General features: G+C 65.0%; 15 protein-coding genes and 1 pseudogene. 12 read left to right on the top strand and 4 right to left on the bottom strand.

The genetic code is table 11. The features are described from left to right. Positions 1-2: 2 nt before the first annotated feature. The 6 genes from M3I54_RS04515 (at position 3) to tssJ (ending at position 10,012) form a co-directional block, all read left to right on the top strand. Positions 3-1,244 carry a hypothetical protein gene (locus M3I54_RS04515; protein WP_254333382.1) on the top strand — a complete coding sequence of 414 codons (1,242 nt, stop codon included), beginning with the start codon at positions 3-5 and terminating at the stop codon, positions 1,242-1,244. Beyond that, positions 1,241-4,804 carry an ImcF-related family protein gene (locus tag M3I54_RS04510; RefSeq protein WP_254333381.1) on the top strand — a complete coding sequence of 1,188 codons (3,564 nt, stop codon included), beginning with the start codon at positions 1,241-1,243 and terminating at the stop codon, positions 4,802-4,804. The genes M3I54_RS04515 and M3I54_RS04510 overlap by 4 nt, the downstream gene beginning before the upstream one ends. Beyond that, the gene (gene tssA / locus M3I54_RS04505; protein WP_254333380.1) at positions 4,801-6,390 is read left to right on the top strand and encodes a type VI secretion system protein TssA; all 1,590 of its coding nucleotides are present in this window, start codon (positions 4,801-4,803) and stop codon (positions 6,388-6,390) included. The genes M3I54_RS04510 and tssA overlap by 4 nt, the downstream gene beginning before the upstream one ends. A 147-nt stretch (positions 6,391-6,537) precedes the next feature. Continuing rightward, positions 6,538-8,346: a type VI secretion system baseplate subunit TssF gene (gene tssF, locus M3I54_RS04500; protein ID WP_302058840.1), complete on the top strand. Its 1,809-nt coding sequence runs from the start codon at positions 6,538-6,540 to the stop codon at positions 8,344-8,346. Then, positions 8,343-9,467, top strand: coding sequence for a type VI secretion system baseplate subunit TssG (gene tssG / locus M3I54_RS04495; protein WP_254333377.1), 1,125 nt, complete (start codon positions 8,343-8,345; stop codon positions 9,465-9,467). Before tssF ends, tssG begins: the two co-directional genes overlap by 4 nt. A gap of 14 nt (positions 9,468-9,481) precedes the next feature. Next, positions 9,482-10,012 carry a type VI secretion system lipoprotein TssJ gene (tssJ, locus tag M3I54_RS04490; protein ID WP_254333644.1) on the top strand — a complete coding sequence of 177 codons (531 nt, stop codon included), beginning with the start codon at positions 9,482-9,484 and terminating at the stop codon, positions 10,010-10,012. Between the two features lie 128 nt (positions 10,013-10,140). On the opposite strand, the gene M3I54_RS04485 is transcribed toward tssJ, so the two are convergent. From M3I54_RS04485 to M3I54_RS04475, 3 genes are all read right to left on the bottom strand, one after another. Beyond that, positions 10,141-11,607 carry an MFS transporter gene (locus M3I54_RS04485; RefSeq protein ID WP_254333374.1) on the bottom strand — a complete coding sequence of 489 codons (1,467 nt, stop codon included), beginning with the start codon at positions 11,605-11,607 and terminating at the stop codon, positions 10,141-10,143. A gap of 271 nt (positions 11,608-11,878) precedes the next feature. Then, complete coding sequence (locus tag M3I54_RS04480) at positions 11,879-12,415, bottom strand: hypothetical protein (RefSeq protein WP_254333372.1); 537 nt, start codon at positions 12,413-12,415, stop codon at positions 11,879-11,881. A gap of 336 nt (positions 12,416-12,751) precedes the next feature. Next, a complete protein-coding gene (locus tag M3I54_RS04475; protein ID WP_254333370.1) occupies positions 12,752-14,179 on the bottom strand; it encodes a PLP-dependent aminotransferase family protein in 1,428 nt (475 codons plus the stop codon). Positions 14,180-14,464: 285 nt separating this feature from the next. Here M3I54_RS04475 and M3I54_RS04470 point away from each other — a divergent pair, with 285 nt between their 5' ends. The 3 genes from M3I54_RS04470 to M3I54_RS04460 all read left to right on the top strand — a co-directional run bounded on the left by M3I54_RS04470 (position 14,465) and on the right by M3I54_RS04460 (position 17,821). Then, positions 14,465-15,376, top strand: coding sequence for a hypothetical protein (locus M3I54_RS04470; protein WP_375542090.1), 912 nt, complete (start codon positions 14,465-14,467; stop codon positions 15,374-15,376). After that, entirely contained in the window at positions 15,376-16,608 is a 1,233-nt protein-coding gene (locus tag M3I54_RS04465) for an FAD-binding oxidoreductase (RefSeq protein ID WP_254333368.1), read from the top strand. Before M3I54_RS04470 ends, M3I54_RS04465 begins: the two co-directional genes overlap by 1 nt. Before the next feature lie 64 nt (positions 16,609-16,672). After that, positions 16,673-17,821, top strand: coding sequence for a branched-chain amino acid ABC transporter substrate-binding protein (locus tag M3I54_RS04460; protein ID WP_254333366.1), 1,149 nt, complete (start codon positions 16,673-16,675; stop codon positions 17,819-17,821). Between the two features lie 18 nt (positions 17,822-17,839). On the opposite strand, the gene M3I54_RS04455 is transcribed toward M3I54_RS04460, so the two are convergent. Beyond that, on the bottom strand, positions 17,840-20,776 hold the full coding sequence (locus M3I54_RS04455) for a PAS domain S-box protein (RefSeq protein ID WP_254333364.1): 2,937 nt from the start codon (positions 20,774-20,776) through the stop codon (positions 17,840-17,842). A 256-nt stretch (positions 20,777-21,032) separates the two neighbouring features. Here M3I54_RS04455 and M3I54_RS04450 point away from each other — a divergent pair, with 256 nt between their 5' ends. The 3 genes and pseudogenes from M3I54_RS04450 to M3I54_RS04440 form a co-directional block, all read left to right on the top strand. Then, positions 21,033-21,893 (top strand): Ku protein, encoded by an 861-nt coding sequence (locus M3I54_RS04450; RefSeq protein ID WP_302058839.1) that lies wholly within the window; start codon positions 21,033-21,035, stop codon positions 21,891-21,893. Positions 21,894-21,935: 42 nt separating this feature from the next. Further along, complete coding sequence (gene ligD, locus M3I54_RS04445) at positions 21,936-24,530, top strand: DNA ligase D (RefSeq protein ID WP_254333362.1); 2,595 nt, start codon at positions 21,936-21,938, stop codon at positions 24,528-24,530. A gap of 209 nt (positions 24,531-24,739) precedes the next feature. Beyond that, a pseudogene (locus M3I54_RS04440) lies at positions 24,740-25,091 on the top strand (methyl-accepting chemotaxis protein); the annotation flags it as partial. Between the last annotated feature and the right edge of the window lie 158 nt (positions 25,092-25,249).

Raw genomic sequence — 25,249 nt, 5'->3', positions numbered from 1 at the left:
CGATGCCCGTTGATTTTGAACGTATTCCGCCGCGGGTCAGGGTTCCGGAAGCATCGCGGCCGTCGATTCTCGTCTGGGCACTTCTGCTTTGCCTCATGCTTGCGGCGGGCGCGTCCCTGACCGTTTTCCTCTGGCGTGCAGGCAAACCAACGAACACGGTCTGGTTCTGGTTCCGTGCGGTCGCACTACCGGTCCTGATATGGGGACTTCTGCTGGCTTGCCGACTCGCCTGGACATACGTGCGCGTCAACGCCGCACTCGCCACAAACCGGACTGCCGATGACATAGAAGAGCAGCGTCACGAGCTTTCAAGCCAGCCGCTGGCCGTTCTGGGGCACGCCTGGCGATTTTCGTCCAGCGAGGAGGAGAATTCCGTCGAAGATCTGTTTGATGGGAAGATAAAACTGCGCCCGGCTTCCAGCCAGGTTAGGCCCAACACCGACGTGATGGCCCGTTGGCTCGAGATACCGGGCAAGCGGTTCTATGGAGGTAACGCCCGGACCGAACATGCGCGTCAGACAGAAGCCTGTGAATGGCTGCTGAACGAGTTGATGAGTGACCTGGCCCCCCAGATTCTTCAGCTTCCCCGGCAAGTGTCAATGAGTGTGGACCTCTGCGTTGACACTGTACTGCAGCCTGCCACATGGGTTGCACGTCTGCAGCCGCTTCTGAAAGAAAAATTTCCGTCGTTGCGCGTCCAGGTAAAGCCCGCAACCAGGGAGCTTTCGCTATTCCATGCCGATTCGTGGCACGACGGAGTTCGACCTGATGTGGTTCGGCTCCTCGTTGCCGTCCAGTTGCGTAAGGCAGCAAGTGACGTGCTTGCTAACGGAGTCGCTGAGGCCGCGTCGATGCTGCTTGTTGGCACTCCTGCTGTTGCCGGACAGATGAACGGCAAGCCTGCACTACGCATCCATCGCCCGGCGAGGGGAACCCCGGAAAAAGTGGCGGACGTACTGAAGCTTGCTGTCCGTTGGGGAAGGACATCGTTCGACAAAACCGGAACGACATGGGGCACCGGACTTGGCAAAGATGCCTTAAGGACCATCCGATCGTCGTGCCGGTTCGGACACCGGATGAGGCCTGTCGACGTAGATGAGACGGTTGGCAATGCCGGCGCGGCACGCGCGTGGCTTGCGACAACGCTGGCCGCTGCAAACGCAGCACTTATGAACGAACCCCAGCTGGTTATTGCGCAGGAAGGCGATGACCTGGTTGCACTGGTATGCCAGAAACAGACATGAACGATCACAAGCCGCGGCCCGCAGCGCTTTTCATTGGTATTGCGATAACCATCCTGTTTATTATTCTTGGCCTTGCGACGTGGTTCGGGGGGATGGAACAGGGGTGGAGTCAAAACACACGCATCAACATTGAGCTGGCACTTCTCTCGGGGCTGCTGCTGTGCCTGATTCTTGTGAAGTTGTTTGAGGCCATTCTCCTCTGGATCGCTTCCATGCGGGCGACCCGATGGCTGATGCGATATGACGCGCAATCGAACGTTCCGAAATCAGATCAGGCTACCGGTTCATCCAGATCCGTGTCGCTGGCAGAAGCGCTCCGGGACCGCCATGGCAGGCGCTGGCGCTGGCGCGATCGTTGGGTGCTTGTCGCTGGAGATGAACCCCTTGTGAAACGCCTGGTTCCGGGGCTCGTCGAGACCGGCTACGCGTTCACGGGCGATACGGTCCTGCTTTACGCAAAGCAAACCAGCGACAAAATCGAAACAGGCTGGCTCGAGGAAATCCGCCGCCTGCGTCATCATCGCCCGGTCGATGCGATTGTCGCGGTCACGGGCAACCGTATTTCCGCAACCGCGCCATTTGACGTCAACGGCCTTTCACAACGGCTCGCACGCCATGCCCGTGCGCTGCGCTGGGCGGCGCCGGCCTATCTGGTCAACGTGACGGACTTTGGCACCGTGCCGACGGGTCCGGATGAAGCTATCGGTTTCACCTGGGCAAACACGCGAGTTAATGCCGAAGAAGTCGGGGTCTCGCTGCAAAGCCTCACGCGCAATCTGGCAGACACAGGCGTCGCGCGGCTTGCAGCGGACAATCGCGACCGCTACCCGGCCGAGCTTTCTCAGCATATCGAGCGGCTAGGTAGCGCCCTGTCGGGACTTGCGGTGCAGACGGCGAATTCGCGTTACTGGCGTCAGGCCGTTCATGGGCTCCTGTTCGCGCCGCTCTTCAGGGAGCCGGAACCGGCACCGCCCAAAGCCGCTGAGAAGACCGAGGGCAACGCAGACGATCAACCGGGAGCCGATCCCATCGCTCCACAGCAGCGCTCAGTCTGGCAGACGATAGCCGATCACAGCCGGAAGGTCCACGGTCGCCGCGTTGGCTTTTCACCGTCGATCCTCGCCGCGTGGATGGCAACAGGCGTGGCCGCCCTCTGGATCGTGGGCACGATGGTGTCGGGCTTCTCGAATCGCGCAACGATCGGCGCAGCGCAGGACACGCTCGCGAAACTGTCTGGAACCCTGAGCCAGGCGCAGGGCATGCAGGCACTCGACAGTCTCGACAAGCAGATCGACACGCTCGAGAGCCGTCAGCGCGACGGCGCGCGCTGGACCACGCGCTTCGGTCTGAATCGCGACAGCGCCCTGCTCGCTGTGCTGTGGCCCGGCTATGAGGATGCTGCGGGCCGTATCCTCGTTGGTCCGATCCGCCAGAAACTGGAGGATCGCCTGCGCCAGCTTGCGTCGACGTCCGACGCGGAGATCGCAAGTGGCGGCAACGCCCAGGCGCAGGCCGCGTACGACACGCTCAAGGCCTACCTGATGCTCGCCAGGCCTGAGCGGGCCGTCGCTTCGTTCCTGACGCCCCAGCTTGTGGCGACGCAGGCGCCAGCCCGCCCGTCCAGTTCGCCGCTTTCGGCCGGCACGTGGGAGGACCTTCGCCAGCACGCCATTGCATTCTTCGCGGATCACCTGGGCCGCCGACCTGCTGCGAATGGTTCACCGCTCGCCATCGTTCCGGACAGCAGCCTGGTCGCCGCCACGCGGCAGACCGTCATCGGTGTGCGCGGCATCCAGAACTCGACCGATGCGACCTACCAGCAGATCCTCGACGACGCGAAGCCGAAGTATCCGCCGGTCTCGCTGGCCAGCCTGCTTGGCGACACTACCGGGCGCGGCCTGTTCAACACGAGCCAGACCATTCCGGGCGTCTTCATGCGCGAAGCGTGGAAGCAGCGCATCTCAAAGGCGATCGACGAGGCGAGCGAGCAGGGGAACGTCGCCGGCGACTGGGTGCTCTCGGACGCGAAGACGGCCAGCGCGACGTCATCGACGCTGAAAGCGGAACTGCGACAGCGCTACTTCGACGACTATGCGCGCGCATGGGCGCAGTTCCTCAACAGCCTGCGCTGGCAGAGCGCCCCGACACTGTCGGCCACCGCCGACCAGCTTTCGCTGCTGGGCGACCCGCAGCGCTCGCCGCTGGTCGCCCTCATGAATGCCATCGTGTATCAGGCCAGTGCGGGCGTCACGGCGCAATCGCTCTCCGATACGCTGATCAGCAAGGCACACCAGCTTGTTGGCGCCGACGAGAAAGATCCTTCGAAGCGGGCACAGCCCCAGCTCGCCCCCCTCGCGAATGCATTCGGGCCGATCCTGCGGCTTAGTGGTAGCGATCTCCTATCCGGCTTGCCGGCGCAGGCTGGCAAGACGGCTGTGCAGGTGGCAACGACCGGTGACCTGAGCCTCGCGCGCTATCTCGAACGCGTCACGGCGATGCGCCTGAAGCTGGAGCAGATGGTGAACGGCCCGGATACGGAAGCGATGTCGCGCGCCGCCGCGCAGGCGGTGCTTCAGGGCAAGACGTCGGATATTGCGGACAGCCGCGACTACGCCAGCCGTGTCGCGGCAAGCCTCGGCCAGCAATGGGCCGGTTTCGGCCAGCTGTTCCAGGCACCCCTCGACCAGACCTGGCAGGCGGTAGTGCAGCCCGCGGCAGCCAGCCTGAACGACATCTGGCGCAGTTCGATCCTGGCTGACTGGAACACCGCCTTCGGCGGTCGCTATCCGTTCGCCGATTCAGACAACGATGCGTCGCTGCCCGAGATGGCCCGGTTCATGCGCCCGGACAACGGCGTGATCACGCAGTTCGTCACGACGCAGCTGGCCGGCATCGTCGAGCGTCAGGGCGACCGCTGGGTAGCCGCGCAGGGCGCGGGCACGCAACAGGATGCCCTGCGGCTTGATCCGGCGTTTCTGGAAGGGCTGAACCGCTTGATGCGGGTCTCGACTGTGCTGTTTCCGTCTGGCGACGCGCATATCCGGTTTGATCTGCGCGGTGTCGCGACGCCGGGCGTGACAAACATGAAAGCGGTGCTGTCCGGGCGTGAGCTCGACTACTTCAACCAGCAGGAGGACTGGGTCCCGTTCGAGTGGCCGGGCCAGTCGCTCGAGAACCTCTCGCACATCGAATGGAAGACCGAACAAGGCGGCCTGCGCACGGCGCTCGATGCACAGGGCCGGTTCGGACTGATCCGGCTGCTGGAGCGGGCGAAGGTCTCCCGGCAGGATAACGCGCGCTGGCTGCTCACGTGGACGCCGGATGCAAGCCAGGGCATTCCGCTCAGGGCCCAGTTGCGCAGCGAGGCCGGCGCCGGACCGCTTGACGTCCTGCAGCTGCGGCACTTTGCATTGCCCGCGCGCATCTTTCTGACCGGCAGCGCAAAGGCTGGGCCGAAGGCGACTGTCAACGGTCCTCCGCCGCTGCCGCTCGCGGCCATCGCCGCGGCGAAGCACGCCGCGGTGCCCCTGCCGCAAGGCATTGTGCCGGAGGCGCAATGAAGCTGGGAGAACTGTTCAGGAGCCTCTTTCCGGCGCGCGAGGATGCGGGCGAACTGGCGCGCGCGCGGCTTGACCTGTGGGCGCCGTGGGTGCAGCCGTTCCCAGGCGAAGCGGGCGTCGGTCGCGATCCCGGCTACGAGGATGCGTTCTTTGCGCTCCGGGATGAGGCGGGCAAGCTCTCGGGCATCGACGAGAGACTGATTGCCAGGTGGTGCGAGCAGCTACTGAAGGAGACCGGCAAGGACCTGCGTCTCGCGGGTTACTACGCGTTCGCGCGGTTGCGGCAGCATGGCACCGCGGGCTTTGCCGACGGACTGGAACTGGCCGCCGCGCTTGTCGACCGGTTCGGCGTTGCCGTGCTGCCTGCGCGCGCCGAAGCGAAGAAGGGCGCCCTTGAAATGCTTGCCACCGCGCGCGTGCTGGAACTGCTCGAATCCCGTGGCGAGTTCGCGCCGGCGGACCTCGAGCGCGCGCTTGCGGCGCTCGACATCTTGGTAACGCTAACGCTCACATGGCCCGAAGTTGCCCGCCCGAATCTGCAGCCCCTGGTGTCGCGTTTTGAGCGCAGGGACAGCGAGGCTCGAAGTGTTGAGGCCGAATCGACCGGATCATCGCCGCCCGCCATGGCAGGCGCCGCGTCTGGCCCGATTGCCTCGACGCGCGACCTGCTCGAGCAGGCCCGCACGATGGCGGTGTGGCTGCGCGATCAGGAGAACGGCTACCTGCCCTCGGTGCGGCTCGTGCGCAGCATCCGCTGGGACACGCTCCACGATGTGCCGCCAGCCGATGCCGCATCGCATACGCGGCTCACTGCGCCGCGCGCAGAGCTGCGTCAGCAGATGAAGCGGCTCATGTTGCAGAAGCAGTGGCACGAACTGCTCGAGCGGGCCGAGGGCGCGTTTATGGAAGGCGTCAATCATCTCTGGTTCGATCTGCAGTACTTCCAGCACGTCGCCCTCGATCACGTGGGAGCACCGTACGGTGCATGGCGCGAACTGCTCCGCGCGGACTTTGCGCTCTTTCTCGAACGGCTGCCCGGGCTAGAGCGGCTGTCATTCAGCGACGGCACGCCGTTCGCCGACGATACGACGCTCGAGTGGATTGCGCGGCATGCCGTAGTCCGCGATCTCGAAGCGGGTGAGGGTGTCGCGCCGCTGCCGGTCTCGGCCGGCAGCGAGAACGAAGCCTCAGGCGACTGGCCCGAGATCGAGGCGCAGGCAAGAGACCTGGCCGGGCGCGACGGTATCGAGGCGGCGTTCGCGTGGCTGGAATCCCTGCCTGGACTCAAGACCTACCGCCACCGCTTCCTGCAGCGGCTCGTGATGGCGCGCGTGGCCGACCATGCCGGGCGTGCCGAAACCGTACTTGCCCTGCTGGTCGAACTGGACATGTCCGCGAAATCGCTGCCGCTCGTGCGCTGGGATCCTGCGCTCGTCTTCGAGGTCAAGCATCAACTGCTGCGGGCGTTGAAGGCGGCGAGCAACCGCAAGGATGCCGACAAGCCAGCGCTCGCGCGTCGCATTGGCGAACTGCAGGGCGAGATGACGGTACTCGACCCGGCACGCGCACTGGCGCTGGCCCAATAAGGCGCGCGGGATCCGTGCGGCGGCCATCGGGAAGTGTGGCCTGATGCATGCGAGCCCGACACTGACCGGCACCAAAATCCTGTAGATGATGGAAGGGCAGGATTTCGATCTGATTTGCACTGCGAATTAAAAACAGGAAGTATTGCGATGGACAATCCGATTCTGCGCTACTACGAAGCCCAGATGCGCTATCTGCACGAATCCGGCAAGGAGTTCGCGAAGGCGCATCCCGACCGGGCGCGCCTGCTCAACCTCGATCGCGTGGGCGATCGCGATCCGTACGTCGAGCGTCTGCACGAGGGCTTTGCCTTTCTGACCGGGCGCCTGCAGCAGAAGCTCGACGACGAACTGCCAGAACTCACCGAAGGGCTCGTGAGCCTGCTGTGGCCACATTATCTGCGAATGATGCCGTCGCTGTCGGTCGTCGAGCTGATTCCGCTGCGGGAGAAACTCCAGAGGACTGAAGTGGTGCCAGCGGGTGTGCCGGTGCGTTCCGCGCCCATCAGTGTGCCGCTCGCCGCGGGCGCCGAGGGTACGACGCCGCGCACCGTGCAGTGCCTTTACCGGACCACCCAGTCCGTGACGCTGCAGCCGCTCACCATCACGCATGCGGGACCGTCGGTGCGCAATGACGGCCGCTCGGTCATCCGGCTCGGCTTCGAGGTCCACGGTTCAGCGCGGCGTGAGGAAACCGATCTTTCGCGCGTGCGCCTGCACCTGAACGCCGATCTGCCAGTGGCGTTTTCGATGCATCTTGCGCTCACGCGCCAGATCGATTCGATCCTGTGGCGCATTCCGGAAGTGCGCGACGGCGAAGCGCTGCCGCTGTCTGGCGTCACGATCGAGCCAGCGGGCTTTTCCCCGGAAGAGCGGCTGTGGCCCAAGGCCGACGCGGCGTTCTCGGGCTACCAGCTCCTGCTCGAATATTTTTCTTTCAGGGAAAAGTTCCTTTTCGTCGACCTGTGTGGACTCGACGTGGCCAGGTTGCCCGCGGGAACAACCCGCTTCGAGCTGGAATTCATCCTCAAGGAATCCTACCCGTCGGACCAGCGTTTCAGCCGTGACAACGTGCGACTGTTCTGCTCGCCGGTCATCAATCTCTTCGAACTCGACGCCGAGCCCATCGAGATCAACCACCACGAGACGGAATACCGTGTCGTGCCGGCGGGCCATCGGGGTGAACACGTCGAAACGTATGCGGTCGATGCGATCGAGGCCTTCGACCATGTGACGGCAGAGCGCTACGAATACGTCCCGTTTGCCACGTTCCGCCATCGCGGGGGCATGTTGCGTCACGAGGCGCCGGAGCGGTACTTCCACGCGCGGGTGCGCCCGCGCATGTCGGGACTACATGAGACGTGGGTCGTCCTGGGTGGACACGCCTGGGAGACGATGGAGACGTTGCCGGAGGAAAGCCTCTCGCTGCGCGTGACCGGCACCAACGGGATGCTGCCGCGCAAGGGGCTGCGCGAGGCGAGTCTCAGCGAACTCGCCGCGAGCACGCCGAACGTCGCCGGCGTGCGCAACCTGGTCGCGCCCACGCTGCCGCTCTATCCCCCGACGGATGACCGGTTCCAGTGGCGTGTTTTATCTCATCTTGCGCCCAACTTCCTGTCGCTGATGGACGCGGAGGTGCTGCGCGGCGCGCTCGGCCTCTACGACTGGACCGATGACGAACTGAACCGGCGACGCCTTAACGGCATTCTCTGGGTTTCGGAGGAGTTGCTCGAGGAGGTGTCGGGCGGCTCGGTCGAGCGCGGCGTGCTGATCGAAGTCACGCTCGATTCCCATGCATTCGCGGGCGAGGGCGACGTGATGCTGTTCGGCGAACTGCTGCACCGGTTCTTCGCACTGTACGCGGAAATCAACCTGTTCACGAAGCTCTCGATCGTGAGCCTGCCATCGCAGACCCGCACGGTGTGGCCGCGCAGCAAGGCAGAACGTTCCCCGCTATGAGGCCAGAGGATTTTCCCAATCTTGCGCCCCTGGTTGCGTCGTTGCTGGCCCGCGCGCCCCGGATGAACTTCATGCAGTTGTGCCGCCTGCTCGAGGTGAGCGCGCCGGATCGACCGGGCGTGGGCACGCGCGATACGCCCGAGCATGAACGCGTGCGCTTCGGGTCATGGCCACGCGTCGGATTTCCTGCGGGCGAAGTCGCCGCCGTCGACTTCGGCGACGCGGCAGATGAAACCGCGCGGTCGGTGCGGCCCACCGTGCGCACGACCTTCATGGGTCTGTATGGCGTCGATGCGGCGGTACCGCCGCACATGATCGACGACATTGTCTTGCGCGAGGAGGGGCATGAGGTGGTCGAGTCGTTTCTCGACCGGTTCGATCACCGCTTCCTCACGATGCTGTACCGCGCATGGAAGAAGTACCGCTATCCGGAGAGCTTCCGGCCGGGCGGGACCGATGCCCATTCACGCAACCTGCTGAGCCTGATCGGATTTGGCTGGGGCGACAAGCCCGGACGCGCGGGGCTGCCTGATTGCCGCATGCTTGCGCTGCTGGGCCTGCTTTGCCTGAAAACCCGGACGCCAGAGGGCCTCGCGGGAGTGATTGCGCTGGCCGTGCCGGGCGTGGAAGTGCGCGCCGACGAGTTTTTCCCGGCGCTTACCCGCCCCGGCCAACCGAGGCCGCTTGGCTCACGTCCTCCGGAGCAGGAATCGGAGAACGGCGCTCACGGGCGGCTAGGCGGGGGCTACGTGCTCGGTCGGCGCCTTGCCTATCGCAGTCGTGCTGTTCGGGTGACGCTGCGTCCCGCCAACGCACAACAGGCACACGACCTCTTGCCGGGGGCGCGGCTGAACCGTGAACTGCTGGCATTCGTACGCCTTTACGTGGGCGTGAAAGCCGACGTTCATCTGCGCATGCAGGTGTCGTCGCGGATCGCGCCTTTGCCGGCCATCGGCACGATTGGCACTATCAGCACGGCATCGGCCACGCCAGCACCGCGTCTTGGCTGGACCACGGTGCTGCCTGCCGTGGAAGAGCGCACGATTACCATTGCGCTTGGTGTGACCGAGGCGTTCCCCGCACCTGCGCCCAATCCTTACCTGACTCCAAAACGCACATAACCGGGGAAACCATGATGTTTATCCGCCTGACCATTGCCACTGTTGCATCTGCCTTTCTGCTGTCGGCCTGCGGCGCCTGGCAGGCCGTGTCGGACACGTCGTCGAGTGCCTGGCACGCCGTGTTTCACAAACAGGTCAAGGTACTCAACGTCGATCTGTCCGCGCGCGCGGCCCTGAATCCGGACGATGCCGGCCGGCCGACTTCGGTCGCGGTACGCATCTACCAGCTCAGGGACCGCAAGCTGTTCGATGGCGCATCGTATGACGATCTCCTGAAAAACGACCGCACGGTACTCGCGCAGGACCTGCAGGACAGCATGGCCGCTGCGTTGAACCCGGGGGCGTCGGCGAGTCTCTCGCAGCCGATGAAAGCCGACACGAAGTACGTGGCCATCGTCGCGTACTTCCGGAACCCGGGTAACGGCAACGGCTGGAAATACGTGATCGAGAAAACGAAGCTCGACGCCGATAGGCCGCTGAAGCTCGAACTCGTCGACCAGCTTCTGCTCGCCACAGACGACTCGTCCCGGAAAGCCTCTCAGTGACGTCAGGGATCACCGGTTGCCGTTCGTGATGGCTAAGATGAAGAAATCATTGCCCGAGCTGTTCGTCGAACTCGAGGCGCTGGACCGCGACGCACCTTCACAGAAGGCAACGCAGTAACGCAGCGAACCTACTCCTCGCCGACAGCCGAAAGCGGCGCGGCCACATGTTCGAGCGACTTGCGCTCCGCGTCCACGCCCCAGATCGCGGCCACGAGTGCAGCCGCGAGCATGAGCGCCGATCCGACCACGTAGCCCGTGAACACCTCGCTGCGCTGGTGCGTATCGATCAGTCGTCCGAAGAACGCCGGGCCGATGATGCCGCCCAGTGCAGTGCCGAACGCATAGAACACGGCGATGGCGAGCGCCCGAATCTCCAGCGGAAATGATTCGCTCACGGTCAGATACGCGGAGCTCGCGGCAGCCGAGGCGAAAAAGAAAATCACCATCCACGCGCCGGTTTGCATTGTCGCCGTGAGCATGCCTTGCTCGAACAGCCAGCCGCTCACCGTGAGCAGTACGCCCGAGAGCGCATAGGTCGCGGCGATCATCGTGCGCCGGCCAATCACGTCGAATAGCCGCCCCAGCACGATCGGCCCGAGGAAGTTGCCGAGCGCGAACGGCAGCAGATAGAGGCCCACGTCGCCGCCCGGCACGTGATAGAACTCCGTGAGCACGAGCGCGTAGGTAAAGAAAATTGCGTTGTAGAAGAAGGCCTGCGCGGTCATGAGCGAAAGACCCACCAGCGCGCGACGGCGGTGGCGCACGAATATGGCGTGGAACACCGCGCGCAGCGGTGTATGGCTGCGCGCATGCAGACGCAGCGGGTCGTCAGGCGGATCTTCCAGCGTATGGCCCGCATCGCGAAAGCCCGTTTCGATGTCCTCCACGATGCGCTTCGCCTCGTCGTGCTCGCCGTGCGTGAGCAGCCACCGCGGGCTTTCGGGAATCCAGCGGCGCATGGGCAAGATGATGAGCGCGAGTACCGCGCCGATGAAAAAGCACACGCGCCAGCCCCAGTCCGCGGGCAGCAAGTGCGGGTCGAGCAGCACGAGCGAGCCCGCCGCGCCAATGGCCGCGCCCACCCAGAACGTGCCGTTAATGCTAAGGTCAGTCCAGCCGCGCACGCGCGCGGGCGTGAACTCCTGGATCGTCGAATTGATGGCCGCGTACTCGCCGCCGATGCCCGCGCCCGTGATCGCGCGAAACGCCACGAAGCTCGCGAAGCTCCACGAGAACGCGGTCGCGGCGGTGGCAAGCAGATACACGGCGAGCGTGATGAAGAAGAGCCTGCGGCGCCCCAGACGGTCCGTGAGCCAGCCGAAACCGAGCGCGCCACACACCGCGCCCGCAATATACGCGCTGCCGGCCAGGCCCACCTGCGCGTTGTCGAGACGCAGCACCGGGCTCGTTTTTAGCGCACTCGCTACGGCACCGGCCAGCGTGACTTCGAGACCGTCGAGCAGCCAGGTGACGCCCAGCGCCACGACAATGAGCACGTGAAAGCGGCCCCACGGCAGGCGATCGAGGCGCGCGGGCAGCGTGGTTTCGATGATGGCGGGCTTATCAGTCGTCTCGGTCGTATGGGGAGGATTCATCGGGCAAGGCAGGGCTCAGCACGCGATGCCTTGTAGCATGCGCCGTTCCCGAAATGCGAGCGCGCGCGAAAACAGAAAAATCCGCATGTGAGGGAACAGTTGACGTGATGGATCACCTGTTCATACAAAAGCAGGTGACGTGCAGGGAGCCGATGTCCGGATCATGTCCGCAACGGGGCGCGCCATCCATGCACAGGTGTGCCCATGACAAAACCAGCTACGTGGTCCGTTTAATGACTTTCGATTCGACGGTTAAATAAAACACGCGCATTCAGAAACCGCGTCGAACCGTAACCGTTGCGCCCGTGCTATGCGAATGAAGAATGGCGACGCGCGCGGTGGCGGAAAACACCCACTCGTCAACGGTCAGCGAGAGCCTGCGCTGAGGCTGCGCGCCGATGTTCAGCGTGCTGTCCGGCACCTCAAGAATCGAGATTTGCGGCGCTGTAGAAGGGCCCATCTGCAGATAATCGGAAGTTGGCCGTGCAGCCTGCTGCTCACCGTAACGGCTCCCAGGCGCAGATTTCACGAAGTCGTAATGGTATTTGTCCTGTGCCGCCGGCGCGCTATAAAAACTTTCGACTTGCGCGTAAAACGGTTTTGGCTGATTCGCCTGATATCCCATTTCGTACCGGCGGAGGTACGCCTGAGGTTCCGGTGGTAGCGCTGGAACCACTTCCATAGGCATGGACGGGATATTGGCGACCGTCATGGTTTCGGGAATGTTCACACCGGTGCTCTGAGCGAATGCATAACCGCTCAGCATACAAAAGGCTGCACCGACAATCTTTTCGTTCAGGCACGTCATGAGCATGCCTCCAATGACGAACTCGAAACATCAAACTGCCGAACGTTCCTGCCGAACAGACTGCCTTTGCATCACTTGCACCAATGCATTCTAGTACCTGATTTGCTTCCTGCTACCCGAATGTGTGCGCACGCCATGCAGATGGATGCAAAGTCCACCAGCCAGCGGATGGTGTGCAACGTCGTTGCCTAACATCGCGGACGTTATGACCGATTCGCGCTGCGGGAGGAGCACCTGCAACGGAAGAAATTGCGGATGGTCGTGCGGATCCTCGACGGGCTCGCGCCGGCGGCGAGCCCGTCGACGCTAGCCCATTGGGGAAAATACGAGTGCGGCCTAGATCGTGCCAAAGAGGGCGCGCGGCCGGTCCTGCAGCGTGCGCGCGAGGACCTTCAGCGCGCGCGCCAGTTGCTCCCGCGAGGTTGCACACGCGAGGTTGACGCGCACGCCGTGCTCGAGCGTCGAGCGGTCCACCGCGAACGCCGAGGCGGGCATGGTGTTCACGCCGCGCGCGAGGGCGTTGGCGGCGAAGTCGTCGGAACGCCATGGGGCCGGCACACGCAACCAGACGAACATGCACGCCGGGTCGCTGTTGAGCAGATCGCGAGGCAGGATCTCGAGCGCGAGTTCCTGCCGTGCCTGCAGCTCCGCACGCTGTGCTTCGAGTATGAGGTGCGCGGTGCCGTCCTCGATCCAGCGCGTGGTGATGAGCGTGGTGAGCGGCGCGGGCATCCACGCCGTCGTGCGCACGGCTTCGGCAGCGAGCGCCGCACCATGCGGCGGCGTAAGCAGATAGCCGATGCGCAGTCCCGGCGCGAGCACTTTCGAGGTGGAGGCCACGTGGAAGGTCAGCTCGGGGCACAGGCTCGCGATGGTCGGCAGGCGCTTGTGTAGCAACGGCCCATACACGTCGTCCTCGATGATCGCAACGTGATGCCGCCGCGCGATCTCCACGAGCGCGAGGCGCCGCTCGAGGCTCATCGTGACCACGCTGGGGTTCTGCAGGTTCGGCACGGTGAAGATCGCCTTCACCGGCATGCGGCGGCACGCGTCTTCGAGCTGATCGGGCAGGAGGCCTTCGGCGTCGCTCGGGATACCGACCAGCTCGAACTGGAACACGGGCGCGAGCGCCTTGAGGCCGTAGTAGGTCAGCTTGTCGGACAGGATCACGCCTTCGTGTCCCATCAGGCTGCTCAGGACCGCATAGAGGCCATGCTGCGCCCCGCTCGTCACGACGAGATTCTCGGGCGAGGGCGTGAAGCCGGGCGCGGCGATCCATTGCGCGCCCGCCGCGCGCGCCCATTCGGCACCCTGGGGCGGCTGGTATTCCTGGGTTTGCGCAAAGCGCGGGTCGCGCGAGATCGACGCCATCGTGCGGGCGAGCTGCGCGAGAAATTCTCCGGTCGCCGGCCGGTTGACGGTGAGGTCCACCACGCCGCTCGCTTCGCCGCCGCTCGCCTGGGTGCCGCGCTGCGCCGCGGCGCCGACGGCAGGCATGGCCCCGCCGGTGACGATCGAGCCGCGCCGCTTGCTCGCCACGATCAGTCCGCGCGCCTGCAATTCCTTATACGCGCGCGATACGGTGGAGACGTTGATGCCCAGTTCCACGGCCAGATCGCGCTGCGGCGGCAAGCGGCTGCCGGGCGGGTACCGACCGCTGCGCACCTGCTCCTCGAGATTGCGGGAGACCTCCAGATACGTGGCTTGACGACATTTTGTCTGGATATTGTCATCCGTTTTTGTCTGGTAATCGTCGGCTTTCATGCAAGTAGTATCTCCATACAAAACTCGATCGTCTGCCACATCGCCGTGCTGCTCTGAGATGCATCACCAAGGCTGCTGCCGCATCTTTAACCCAATAGTGCGATATCTGGCAAGAGCTTAGCTGCTTATACCGTAGACCGAAAGACCGTCCTCCAGGGAAATTCCCGATCTCCACACAAAGACTTTTCAATTGCACACAAAAAATTATTGTGTGAGTATGAATCCAAGGTTTTGTTCGGCCAGCAGCTCGGCGCAACACGCACTGTATTACAGGAGGACAGGCTCGTGGCAACCCGGCAATCCACATCCGCTTCAGACGGAACATCCACACCCCTTGGCCATTCGCTGCGCAAGCGGCACGTCACGATGATTTCGCTCGGCGGAATTATCGGCGCGGGGCTGTTTGTCGGCAGCAGCGCCACCATCAACGCGATGGGACCGGCGGCCTGCCTGAGCTATCTAATGGCGGGCATCGTCGTGCTGTTCGTCATGCGCATGCTTGGCGAGATGGCGCTCGCGCATCCGGGCGTCGGCTCGTTCTATGTCGGCTCGCTCTTCGTGATCGCGTGCATCGTGCCATGGGCGAGCATCAAGGTGGGCTACTCGCCGTTCGTGGCCGCGCTCGAAACCATGCATATTCCGGGCGCAGCTGACATCATGAATGCAATCGTTCTGGTGGCTGTGCTTTCGGCGCTGAACTCCGGGCTCTATGTGTCCTCGCGCATCGTGTTCCGGCTCGCCGAGCGGCGCGACGCCCCTCGCGCGCTACTCACGCTCTCGAAGAGCCGCGTGCCGCGCCTCGCCGTGCTCGCGAGCAGCATCGTCGGCTACGTGGCCATCGTCGCGGCGATCGTTTCGCCGCAGGGCGTGTTCCTCTATCTCGTCAGTGCATCGGGCGCGGTCATGCTGTTCGTGTATCTCTCCATCGCCGTTTCGCAGATCGTGATTCGCCGGCGCCTGGAGGCAACGGAGCCCGAACGGCTCACGTTCAAGATGTGGCTCTTTCCCTGGCTTTCGTGGGCCGTCGTGGCGGCTATTGCCGGCGTGCTCTGCGCGATGGGCTTCGACCACGCGCTGTCGGGCCAGCTCATGGCGAGCCTCGCGAGCCTGGCGGTGGTGTCGGCGGCTTACGTGCTCACACGCAAGAGGACTCACGCGCAGGATTTCCGTGAGCCCGCAACCAACTGGAAGAAGTAATGGCGCAAGTGGCTGTCATCGGCGCGGGTTTCGTGGGGTTGTCGTGCGCGTACTGGCTCATGCGCGACGGGCACAGCGTGACGCTGTACGACGCGCAGGGGCCGGGCGAGGGCGCTTCATACGGCAACGCGGGCACGTTCGCGAACTATGCGTGCATTCCCGTCAACAACCCAGACGTGTTCCGCAACATCCCGCGCTTTCTGTTCTCGTCAACGAGCCCGTTGCGCATCCGTTGGGGCGACGTGCCGGCGCTTGCGCCATGGCTCACGCGTTTCCTGCTGAGCGCCACGCCGCGCCGCTACGAGGGAAGCGTGAACGCCCTCGCACAACTGCTCTCGCGCGCATTCGAAGGCTACCGCGAGATGCTCACCGTCGACACGCTCGCAGCCTTCGTGCGTGAACGCGAATGCCTCTACCTGTATTCGAGCGCGGCGTCGTTCGAGGCCGCGCAGCCGGCGCTTGCGTTGCGGCGCTCGCTGGGCGTGGAGTACGAAACGCTCGCGCGCAACGAGATCGCGCAACTGGAGCCGGGCCTCGCGCCGCTCTTCGCGCACGGCACCCTCTTCAAGGGCAGCTGGTTTCTGAGCGATCCGCGCGCCTTTCTTCAAGCCTTGCATGCGGTGTTGACGGAGCGCGGTCTCGTGCATCGGCGCGTGGCTGTCGAGACACTAGAGCCGGCGCAAAGCGCGGTGAAGCTGATCGATACCGCGGGCGAGGCACATGCAGCCGAACAGGCCATTGTGTGTGCGGGCGCGTTTTCGGGGCGCCTCGCGCGCCAATGCGGCGACGCGGTGCCGCTAGGCGTGGAGCGCGGCTATCACGTACGCTTTCCCGGCACTGCTAACCGAATTTCGCGCCCGTGCGGCTGGGCCGAGCGCGGCTTCTACATGACGCCGATGGACGGCGGCATTCGCGCGGCGGGCACCGTCGAGCTGGCGGCCAACGGAGCGGGCAAGAACGCGGACCTGCTGCGCCTGTTGACGCGCTCCGCGCAGGAGGCGCTGCCCGGACTGCCGGAGCCGGACAGCGACTGGCTCGGCTTCAGGCCGAGCCTGCCCGACGCGCTGCCCGTGGTAGGTGCGTCGAGCCGCTCGCCGCGCGTGATCTACGCATTCGGGCACCAGCATCTGGGCGTGACGCTCGGCGGCGTGACGGGCAGCGTGGTTGCCGACCTCGTTGCAAAGCGTGCGCCTGCCCTCGATCTCACGCCTTATAGTCCGCGTCGTTTTTAACCGGGTTTCCAGCCACTCACCACGTAACACCCACCGCAACAGTCTCCCAGCGAGGATGAGCATCATGAACCGCCGCACACTCGTACTAACGATGGCCCTCGGGTTGATGGGCTTGCACGGCCCCGCGCAGGCGGCCGACCCCGAGGTTGTGAAGATCGGCTTCGCGGGTCCGCTCACCGGCCCGGTGGCGCGCGTCGGCAAGGACTTGCAGTACGGCGCGCAGCTCGCGATCGACGAGGAGAACGCCAAACACCCCGTCATTGCAGGCAAGCCGGTGAAGTACGAGCTCGACGTGCAGGACGACCAGGCCGATCCGCACGTGGCCGTGCAGGTGGCGCAAAAGCTCGTGGACGACGGCGTGGTCGGCGTGATCGGCCATTACAACTCGGGCTGCAGCATTCCCGCTTCGGCGGTTTATCACAACGCGAATGTCGCAATGATCACGCCGGGCTCCACCAACCCCGCGCTGACCCAGCAGGGCTACGCGAACGTGTTTCGCACCATGGGCAACGACGGCATAGGCGGTGTGATCGCCGGTAAATTCGCGGTGGAGCAGTTGAAGGCGAAGCGCATCGGCATCATCGACGACCGCACGGCCTTCGGCCAGGGGCTCGCCGACGCGTTCGAGAAAGGCGCCAAGGGGGCCAATGGCAATATCGTCGATCGCGAGTTCACCAATGACAAGGCCGTGGACTTTCGCGCCATTCTCACGACGCTCAAGCAGAAGAACGTCGACGTGATTTTCTTTGGCGGCCTCGACGAACAGGGCGCGATGCTCGCCAAGCAGATGCGCACGCTCGGCATGCCTGCGCGGCTCTTCGGCGCGGGCGCATTGAAGAGCAATGCCTTCCTGCAGATCGCGGGCCCGGCGGGCGAGGGCACGCAGGACCTCGAACCGGGGCCGGCGCTCGACAAGCTGCCTTCCGCGCAGGCGTTCGCGAAGCGCTACAAGGCGCGCTTCAATCAGGATGTCGAACTGTATGCGCCATTCGCCTATGACGCTGCGCTCGCCATGATCAAGGCGATTCGTGACGCCGATTCGCTCGACCGCGCGAAGATCGTCGCGAGTTTCCCGAAGGTGACGGTGGTGGGCGTGACGGGCAATATCGCGTTCGATCCGCACGGCGACCTCATCAAGCCGCCTTATACGCTCTTCGAGGTGCAGCAGGGCCAGTGGAAGAGCCTCAAGACGCTCGGGGGCAACGGCGTGTGACCTGCACGTTGGGGCCGTTCACCGCGCGACCAGCAGCTCGAACAGCGTGTGGAAATTGACCGGTTTCGTGAGATGCGAGTCGATGCCGCTCATACGCGAGCGCAGCCGGTCGGCGTGCTGCCCCCACCCTGTTAGCGCGATGATCTGCAGGCCGACGTAGCGCGGGCTTTGACGAACCTGCCGCGCGATTTCGTAACCGTCCATGCCGGGCATGCCGATGTCGAGCACGACCGAATGGGGCACCGACTGCTCCAGCGCGCCGAGAGCGGCGGCGCCGTCGTAGACCACGCGCACTTGCGCGCCTTCGCCCGAGAGCACCATGGCGAGCGAATCGGCGGCGTCGCGGTTGTCGTCGACCACGAGAATGCGCTTGCCCGCGAGCGGCTTCGCGGCGCGCGCCACGGCCGCCGGGGCCTCGTGCGCGTCTGCGGCCGTCTGCTGCGAGAGCGGCAGGCGCACGGTGAAGGTGCTGCCTTTGCCGGGGCCGCCGCTCGCCGCCTCGACCGTGCCGCCATGCATGCGCACGAGATGGCGCACCATGGTGAGGCCAATGCCCAGGCCGCCCTGGTTGCGGTCGGCAGGGCGGCTGACCTGCGTGAACATTTCGAATACCTGATCAATCTGCCCGGCCGACATGCCGATGCCCGTATCGCTCAGCGCGACGACGACCCACTCGCCTTCGCGCGTAGCGTCGAGCCGGATCCGGCCGCCCGTGTCGGTGTAGCGCGCCGCGTTGTTCAGCATGTTCGCGAAGACCTGCGTGAGCCGCACGCGGTCGGCGTCGAGAACGAGCGGCGTGTCGGGCAGCGTGATGCTCAGTTCATGGTGTGCCTGATCGATGGCGGGGCGGCTCGTTTCAACGGCATTTTCGATGATTTCCGCGAGCGCCACGGGCGCCCTTACGAGACCGATCTTGCCGCGCGTGATGCGCGACACTTCCATCAGGTCGTCGATCAGCCGCACCATGTGATGCACCTGGCGATCGAGCATGTCGAGTATCGGAGCGCAGTCCGCGGGAAACGCGCTGCGCCGGATGAGGTGCAGCGCATTGGCAATGGGCGCGAGCGGATTGCGCAGTTCGTGCGCGAGCGTCGCGAGGAATTCGTCCTTGCGCCGGTCGGCTTCCTTGAGCGCGTTTTCGGCGTTCACGGCTTCGGTCACGTCGATCGAGACACACACGTGGCCGCGAAACTCGCCGCTCGCGGAAAACCACGGCGCACAGCAGGCTTCGAACCAGTGCCAGCTTGCGTCCTTGACTTTCACGCGCAGGCGGCTCTGGAAGGCGCAATGGTCGTGCTGCGCGGTCTGTACGCGCGAAAGAAAGCCGGGTAGATCGCGCGGGTGCACGATAGTGTGCCAGCCCGTTTCGAGCAGTTGCCCGGGTGTGAGGCCGATCTCCGTGAGATAACGCTGATTCAAATAGACCGTGTTGCCTTGTGTGTCGATTTGCCAGATCAGCGCGGGCGACGCGTCGGCTAGCGCGCGAAAGCGCGTCTCGCTCTCGCGCAGTGCTTCCTGGGCGCCGCGGCGGTCGTCCACGTCGATATTCATGCCCACCCACTTGCGCACCGTGCCGTCCGGATTCCAGATCGGCGCCGCGCGCACGTTGGTCCAGCGCCAGCCGCCCGCGGCGACGTGCAGGCGGAATTCCGCGTTCACCACACGTTGCGCCGCGATCGCGTCCTTCCATTGGCGCAGCGCGTAGGCTCGGTCGTCGGGATGAACGGCGTTTGCCCAGCCTTCGCCGAGCCATTCTTCGCCGGGTTGGCCGGTATATTCCGACCAGCCCGGCGAGACCGACGCGGCCTGACCTTGGGCATCGGCTTCCCACACGGCCTGCGCAAAGCCTTCCACCAATGCGCGAAAGCGCTCCTCGCTGTCCACGCACTCGGTTTCGACGCGCTTGCGTTCCGTAATGTCCAGCGCGAATTCGGCGCACTTCGAGGCCATGCCCGTGCCCGATAGCCGGGTGGGCGCGAAAAGGCCCCACCAGCGCGTGCCGTCCTTGCGGATCAACTGCCGCTCGTAGGGCTGCGTGCGTCCGGCAGTGGCGAGGTCGGTGACCGCCCGCTTCGTGACGCCGAGAAATTCGAGCGGTACGAGCCGCTCCCAGTGCGTCGCGGCGCGCAAATCCTCGCGGCTATAGCCGCTCATCTGTTCGAATGCGCCGTTGGCGTCGGCCATGGTGCCGTCGAGGTCGAAGAACAGCACTCCCACGGTTTCGATCGAAATGGCGGCCTGCAGACGTGCCTCGCTCACACGCAGCGCATCTTCGACCTGCTTGCGCTGCTCGGCTTCGTCGTGGAGCTTCGTGTTGATGTTCTGTAGCGTGCGCGTGCGTTCGGCCACCTGCTGCGCGAGATTGCGGCCAGCGTCCTGGGCGTCGCTCAGCGCGCTAGTCAACTGGTGCGCGGCGCTTGCGCAGGAGGCGAGGCTTTGCAGCAGGCGCGCGTCCTCGGCGTCGAAATGTCTTTCCGGGCCGTGCGTCACGGCCCAGACCGTGCCGACCACCGCGCCGTTGACGCGCCACGGCACGTGCAGCGCTTCGCATATGGGCGGATCGATCGCGCCGTACGAGGCAAAGCAGCGTGCGGGCCGGTCGAACAGGACCATGGTGTTGCGCCCCTCGGTCACGCCGCTCGCGCAGTCGTCGCCGGGAAGCGTCCGGTTCACGTCGCCGGCCAGTTCGCCGGCCACCGCGCGCCAGCGGAACCGGGCCGTGGCGCCCTCGCGTTCGTGCACGCTCACGCCAGCCGACCCCGAGCGGCAAAGTGCGAGAGCGAGTCGCGCGAGCATAGGCAGTACGCCTGAGGGATTGCTCGCCATTTCCTGCGTGAGCGCAGCAAGCGCACGGCTCTCGCCCTGGTAGTCGGGCAGTCGGTTCGGGCGGTTCACCAGAGCCTCGGTGATCAGCGTTTCCTCGACCGTGAGCGCAGGTGCGCCGTTGTCTTGCATGCTGCCTCCGCTTTAGTCGTCCGCCGCGCCTGCATTCGCATCTTTGGTGCAAGGTGAGAACGCCGGCGGCGCCCGTTGTGTTCCAGAGTAAGCATTGGTAAGCATCGCGTATTCCCGTAGACGAAATCCGCGAGGAACCAAGGCGTTTTGTTGCGTCCCCTTTGAAGGGCGCGCACGTCGGGGAGGGCGGCAAAGCGAGGCGGGCACTGCGTTTGCTTGAAAGCCGCACGATCTGGAAGGCGAGGAGGATGCGATCATGCCGCGCGCGATATGGAAAGGTGCCATCACCTTCGGGCTCGTGTATGTGCCGGTCGAAGTGTTCCCGGCTACGCAAAGCGAGCGTACCGGCTTCAACCTGCTCGACCGGCGCACGCTGGCCCCGGTCGGCTACCAGCAGATCAACAAGCGCACGGGCAAGCCGATCCAGCGCAATGACATCGTGCGCGGCTACGAGTATGAAAAAGGCGCCTATGTGGTGATGTCCGACGAGGAGATCGAGGCCGCGAGTCCCGAATCGACGCAGACGGTCGACTTGCTCGCGTTCGTGGAGGCGCAGCAGGTTTCGTTTCTCTACCTCGACACGCCGTACTGGCTCGCCCCTGACAAGCGCGCGGGCAAGACCTACGCGCTGTTGCGCGACGCGCTCGCGGCGAGCGGCAAGATCGGCATTGCGAGCGTCGTGCTGCATAGCCGGCAGCATCTCGCGGCGCTCGTGGCGGCGGGCCCCGCGCTTGCGCTGCAAACGCTGCGGTGGGCCACCGAGGTGCGCGAGTTCGATGCGGTGAAGAGCTTGCCCAAGAGTGCAAAAGCCGCGGGCGTAAGCACGCATGAGTTGCAAATGGCGCGCAAGCTCATCGACGACATGAGCACGGACTGGAATCCCGAAACGTATCGCGACACCTACCGCGATGCGATTCTCGAACTGGCCGGGCGCAAGGCGCGCGAAGGCAAGGCGCACGAACTCACGCACGTCGAGGCGCCGGCGCCCGAGCGGCGCGGCGCGGATATCGTCGACCTGTCCGAGTTGCTCAAACGCAGTCTCGGCAAGCGCGGAGGGAGCGGCGCGAGTGTGCCGCCCGCGAAACCGGCGCCGAAGCGCGGACGGCGCGCGGCGTGATGAGCGCGAGTGCGGCTCAGACAGCGCAACAAGGGGCGAACGATGAAGCACAAGCTCGAAGTCTACGAACAGAAGCGCCGTTTCGATGAAACGCCGGAGCCGCGCGGCAGGGCCGCACGCCACAGCACGCGAGCACGCGATGGTGAAGGGTCGTTCGTGATCCAGCGTCACGACGCGCGGCGGCTGCACTACGACTTTCGCCTCGAACTGGACGGCACGCTCAAGTCGTGGGCCATTCCCAAGGGCCCGAGCCTCGACCCGACGGTGAAACGGCTCGCCGTGCATGTGGAGGATCATCCGCTCGAATATGGCGCGTTCGAAGGGCGCATTCCCGAAGGCAGCTATGGCGCAGGCACGGTGGCGATCTGGGACCACGGCGTGTGGCGTCCAGAGGGTGGCTTGCGCGGCGCGCGCGAAGGGTATGCGCAAGGCAAACTCAAATTCACGCTGGAGGGCGAGCGGCTGCACGGCGGCTGGACACTCGTGCGCAGCCCCATGCACGACGGCAAACAGGAGAACTGGCTGCTCATCAAGCAGCGCGACGACGAGGCCGTGCCCGAAGACGAATTCCACGTAGTCGAGGACGAACCCGCCGCGTCGAAAGCGTCGAAAAAGCGCGCCCGAGCGAGCAACGGGGCCGCGAAGCAGGGACCGGCGACCGCACGGAAGGGCGCGGTGCGCGCAGCGCTGCCGGACACACTCTCCCCTGAACTCGCGACACCCGCCGACGTCCCACCGCACGGCGACACCTGGCTCTACGAATTGAAGTTCGACGGCTACCGCGTGCTTGCGCGCATCGACCGGCACGCGCGCGGCAAGGGCGACGTGCGCATCTTCACGCGCACCGGCAACGACTGGACGGCGAAGTTCCCGCGCCAGGTGGAAGCGCTGCGCGCGCTGAACATCGAATCGGCGTGGCTGGACGGCGAGGCCGTGGTGCTCGACGCAGCCGGCATGCCCAACTTCCAGGCGCTGCAGAACGCGTTCGATGCGGGCCGCGCAGACGACATCACGTTCTGGCTCTTCGATCTGCCGTGGCTCGACGGGGCGGACTTGCGCGCTGTGGCGCTCGAGGCGCGGCGCGAAAAGCTCGCGGCGCTGCTTGCACAGAAGCCTCACGACGCGCTGCGTTTTTCGGAGGCCTTCGAAGGCGAGCCGCAGGCACTGCTCGAAGCCGCCTGCGAGGCGAACCTCGAAGGGCTGGTCGCCAAGCGGCGCGACAGCCGCTACACCTCCACGCGCAGCGCCGCGTGGCTCAAGCTGCGCTGCTCGCGGCGCCAGGAATTCGTGATCGGCGGCTATACGGAACCGAAGGGCAGCCGCGAGGGGTTCGGCGCGCTGCTGATCGGCGTGTATGGGGACGATGGCGCGCTGCAATATGCCGGCAAGGTGGGAACGGGTTTCGACGCGGCGCGGCTCGAAGCGATTGCGGGCGAACTGCGTGCGCGCGAGCGCAAGAACTCGCCGTTCGCTGCGGTTCCGGCGGCCGAGCGTCGCGCGGGCGTGCACTGGGTGCAGCCCGAACTCGTGGCGGAGGTCCGCTTCAAGACATGGACGAGCGCGGGCGTGGTGCGCCAGGCGTCGTTCGTCGGACTGCGCGCGGACAAGCCCGCGAAGGACATCGTGCGCGAAGCGCAGTCGACGCCGGTGCACGCGGCAGGCGGCGAGCGTGCAAAGAAGGTCGCAAAGCAAGCCTCAACCAACGCGCCAAAGACGGTGAGCCGCACGCGCCGCGCCGCGCAAGGCGAAGCCGAAGTCGCCGGCGTGCGCATCACGCATCCAGAGCGCGTGATCGACGCGCAAAGCGGACTGCGCAAGATCGATCTCGTTGAGTACTTCGAAGCGATTTCCGCATGGCTGCTGCCGCACGTGCAAGCGCGGCCTGTGGCCCTTGCGCGCGCGCCCACGGGCGTGGGCGGCGAGCTGTTTTTCCAGAAACACGCCAAAGCGCTGCAGATTCCTCATGCCACGCAGCACGCCGGTCTCGATCCGGGCCATGCGCCGCTGCTCACGCTCGATTCCACCGAGGCGCTAGTCGGCGCGGCGCAGATGGACACGATTGAATTGCACACCTGGAATGCGCTCGCGGCGAGCATCGAAAAGCCCGACCGCATTGTCTTCGACCTGGACCCCGATCCCTCGCTCGCATGGGAGCGCATGCTTGAGGCCGCGCAGCTCACGCGCGAACTGCTCGACGCGCTGGGCTTGCGGGCATGGTGCAAGACGAGCGGCGGACGGGGCCTGCACCTGGTTGTGCCGCTCACGCGCCACGCCGGTTGGGACGAAGCCAAGGACTTCGCGCGCGCGGTGGCGAGCCACATGGCGGCAACGCTGCCCGAGCGCTTCAGCGCGAAGATGGGCGCGCAAAACCGCAAGGGCCGTATTTTTGTGGACTACCTGCGCAACAACCGCGGCGCGAGCACAGCCGCGGCTTATGCGCCGCGGGCGCGGCCCGGTCTCGGCGTTTCGGTGCCTGTGGACTGGGATGAACTGCACACGCTCACAAGCGGCGACCAGTGGAATGTCGCGAACGTGCGCGAGCGGCTCGAAGCGCTGCGTGTCGATCCGTGGGGCGACTTCAGCCGCGTGCGCCAACGCATTACGGTTTCTATGCGGAAACAGCTTGGCGCGAAGTGAAAGCATATCGTCAGATTGTCGAAATTTGTAAGGCAACAAGGCTTGACATCCCAAGCTTGTCACACAAAAATTGCGCCTCTTCCCTCAAGACGGCGCGAACACCCCACCACGGGTCAGCTCACGGTGAAGATGAACGGCATTGTGGAGTTCGCGCCGTGGGGCTGGTGGATCGGCACGGGCTTCTTTCTCGACGATATCGACGCCACCAGGTCGTCGCCTCCGAAGTGCGTTCGCTTGCGCAGCGCAGCGCGCGAGATCAAGGTGCTGATCGACGCGTCGGTCGGGCAGGTTCGCGAGGGCTCGGAGCGCGTGCGCGCGGCTGGCGCGACGATGGAGAGCATCGTGCGCTCGGTCGACAACGTCACGGACATCATTACGGGAATCTCCGAGGCTTCGTCCGAGCAGCGTCTTGGCATCGAGCAGATCAGCCGCGCCGTCACGCAGATGGACGAGGTGACGCAGCAGAACGCGGCGCTCGTGGAAGAGGCCGCTGCTGCCGCCGATTCGCTCTCGGGGCAGGCGCACCGGCTTTCGCAGGCGGTGTCGATTTTCCGGACCTGATTGTCATTTTTTGCCCGCGACGGTTCGACGCCACGAGCCGCCGTACACCAGTACGGCGGTTTTTTTGTTCCCGCTGTGGGTTCCGCAGGTGTTGCTTTTAGGTCGCTTGCGCTCGCGCAATACGCCGTGAAACCGTTGCCTGACAAGGCTCAAAGGCC

The sequence above is a fragment of the Paraburkholderia sp. CNPSo 3274 genome (assembly GCF_024206475.1).
Classification (GTDB): Bacteria; Pseudomonadota; Gammaproteobacteria; order Burkholderiales; family Burkholderiaceae; genus Paraburkholderia.
This window is presented reverse-complemented; position numbering and strand designations above follow the sequence as displayed.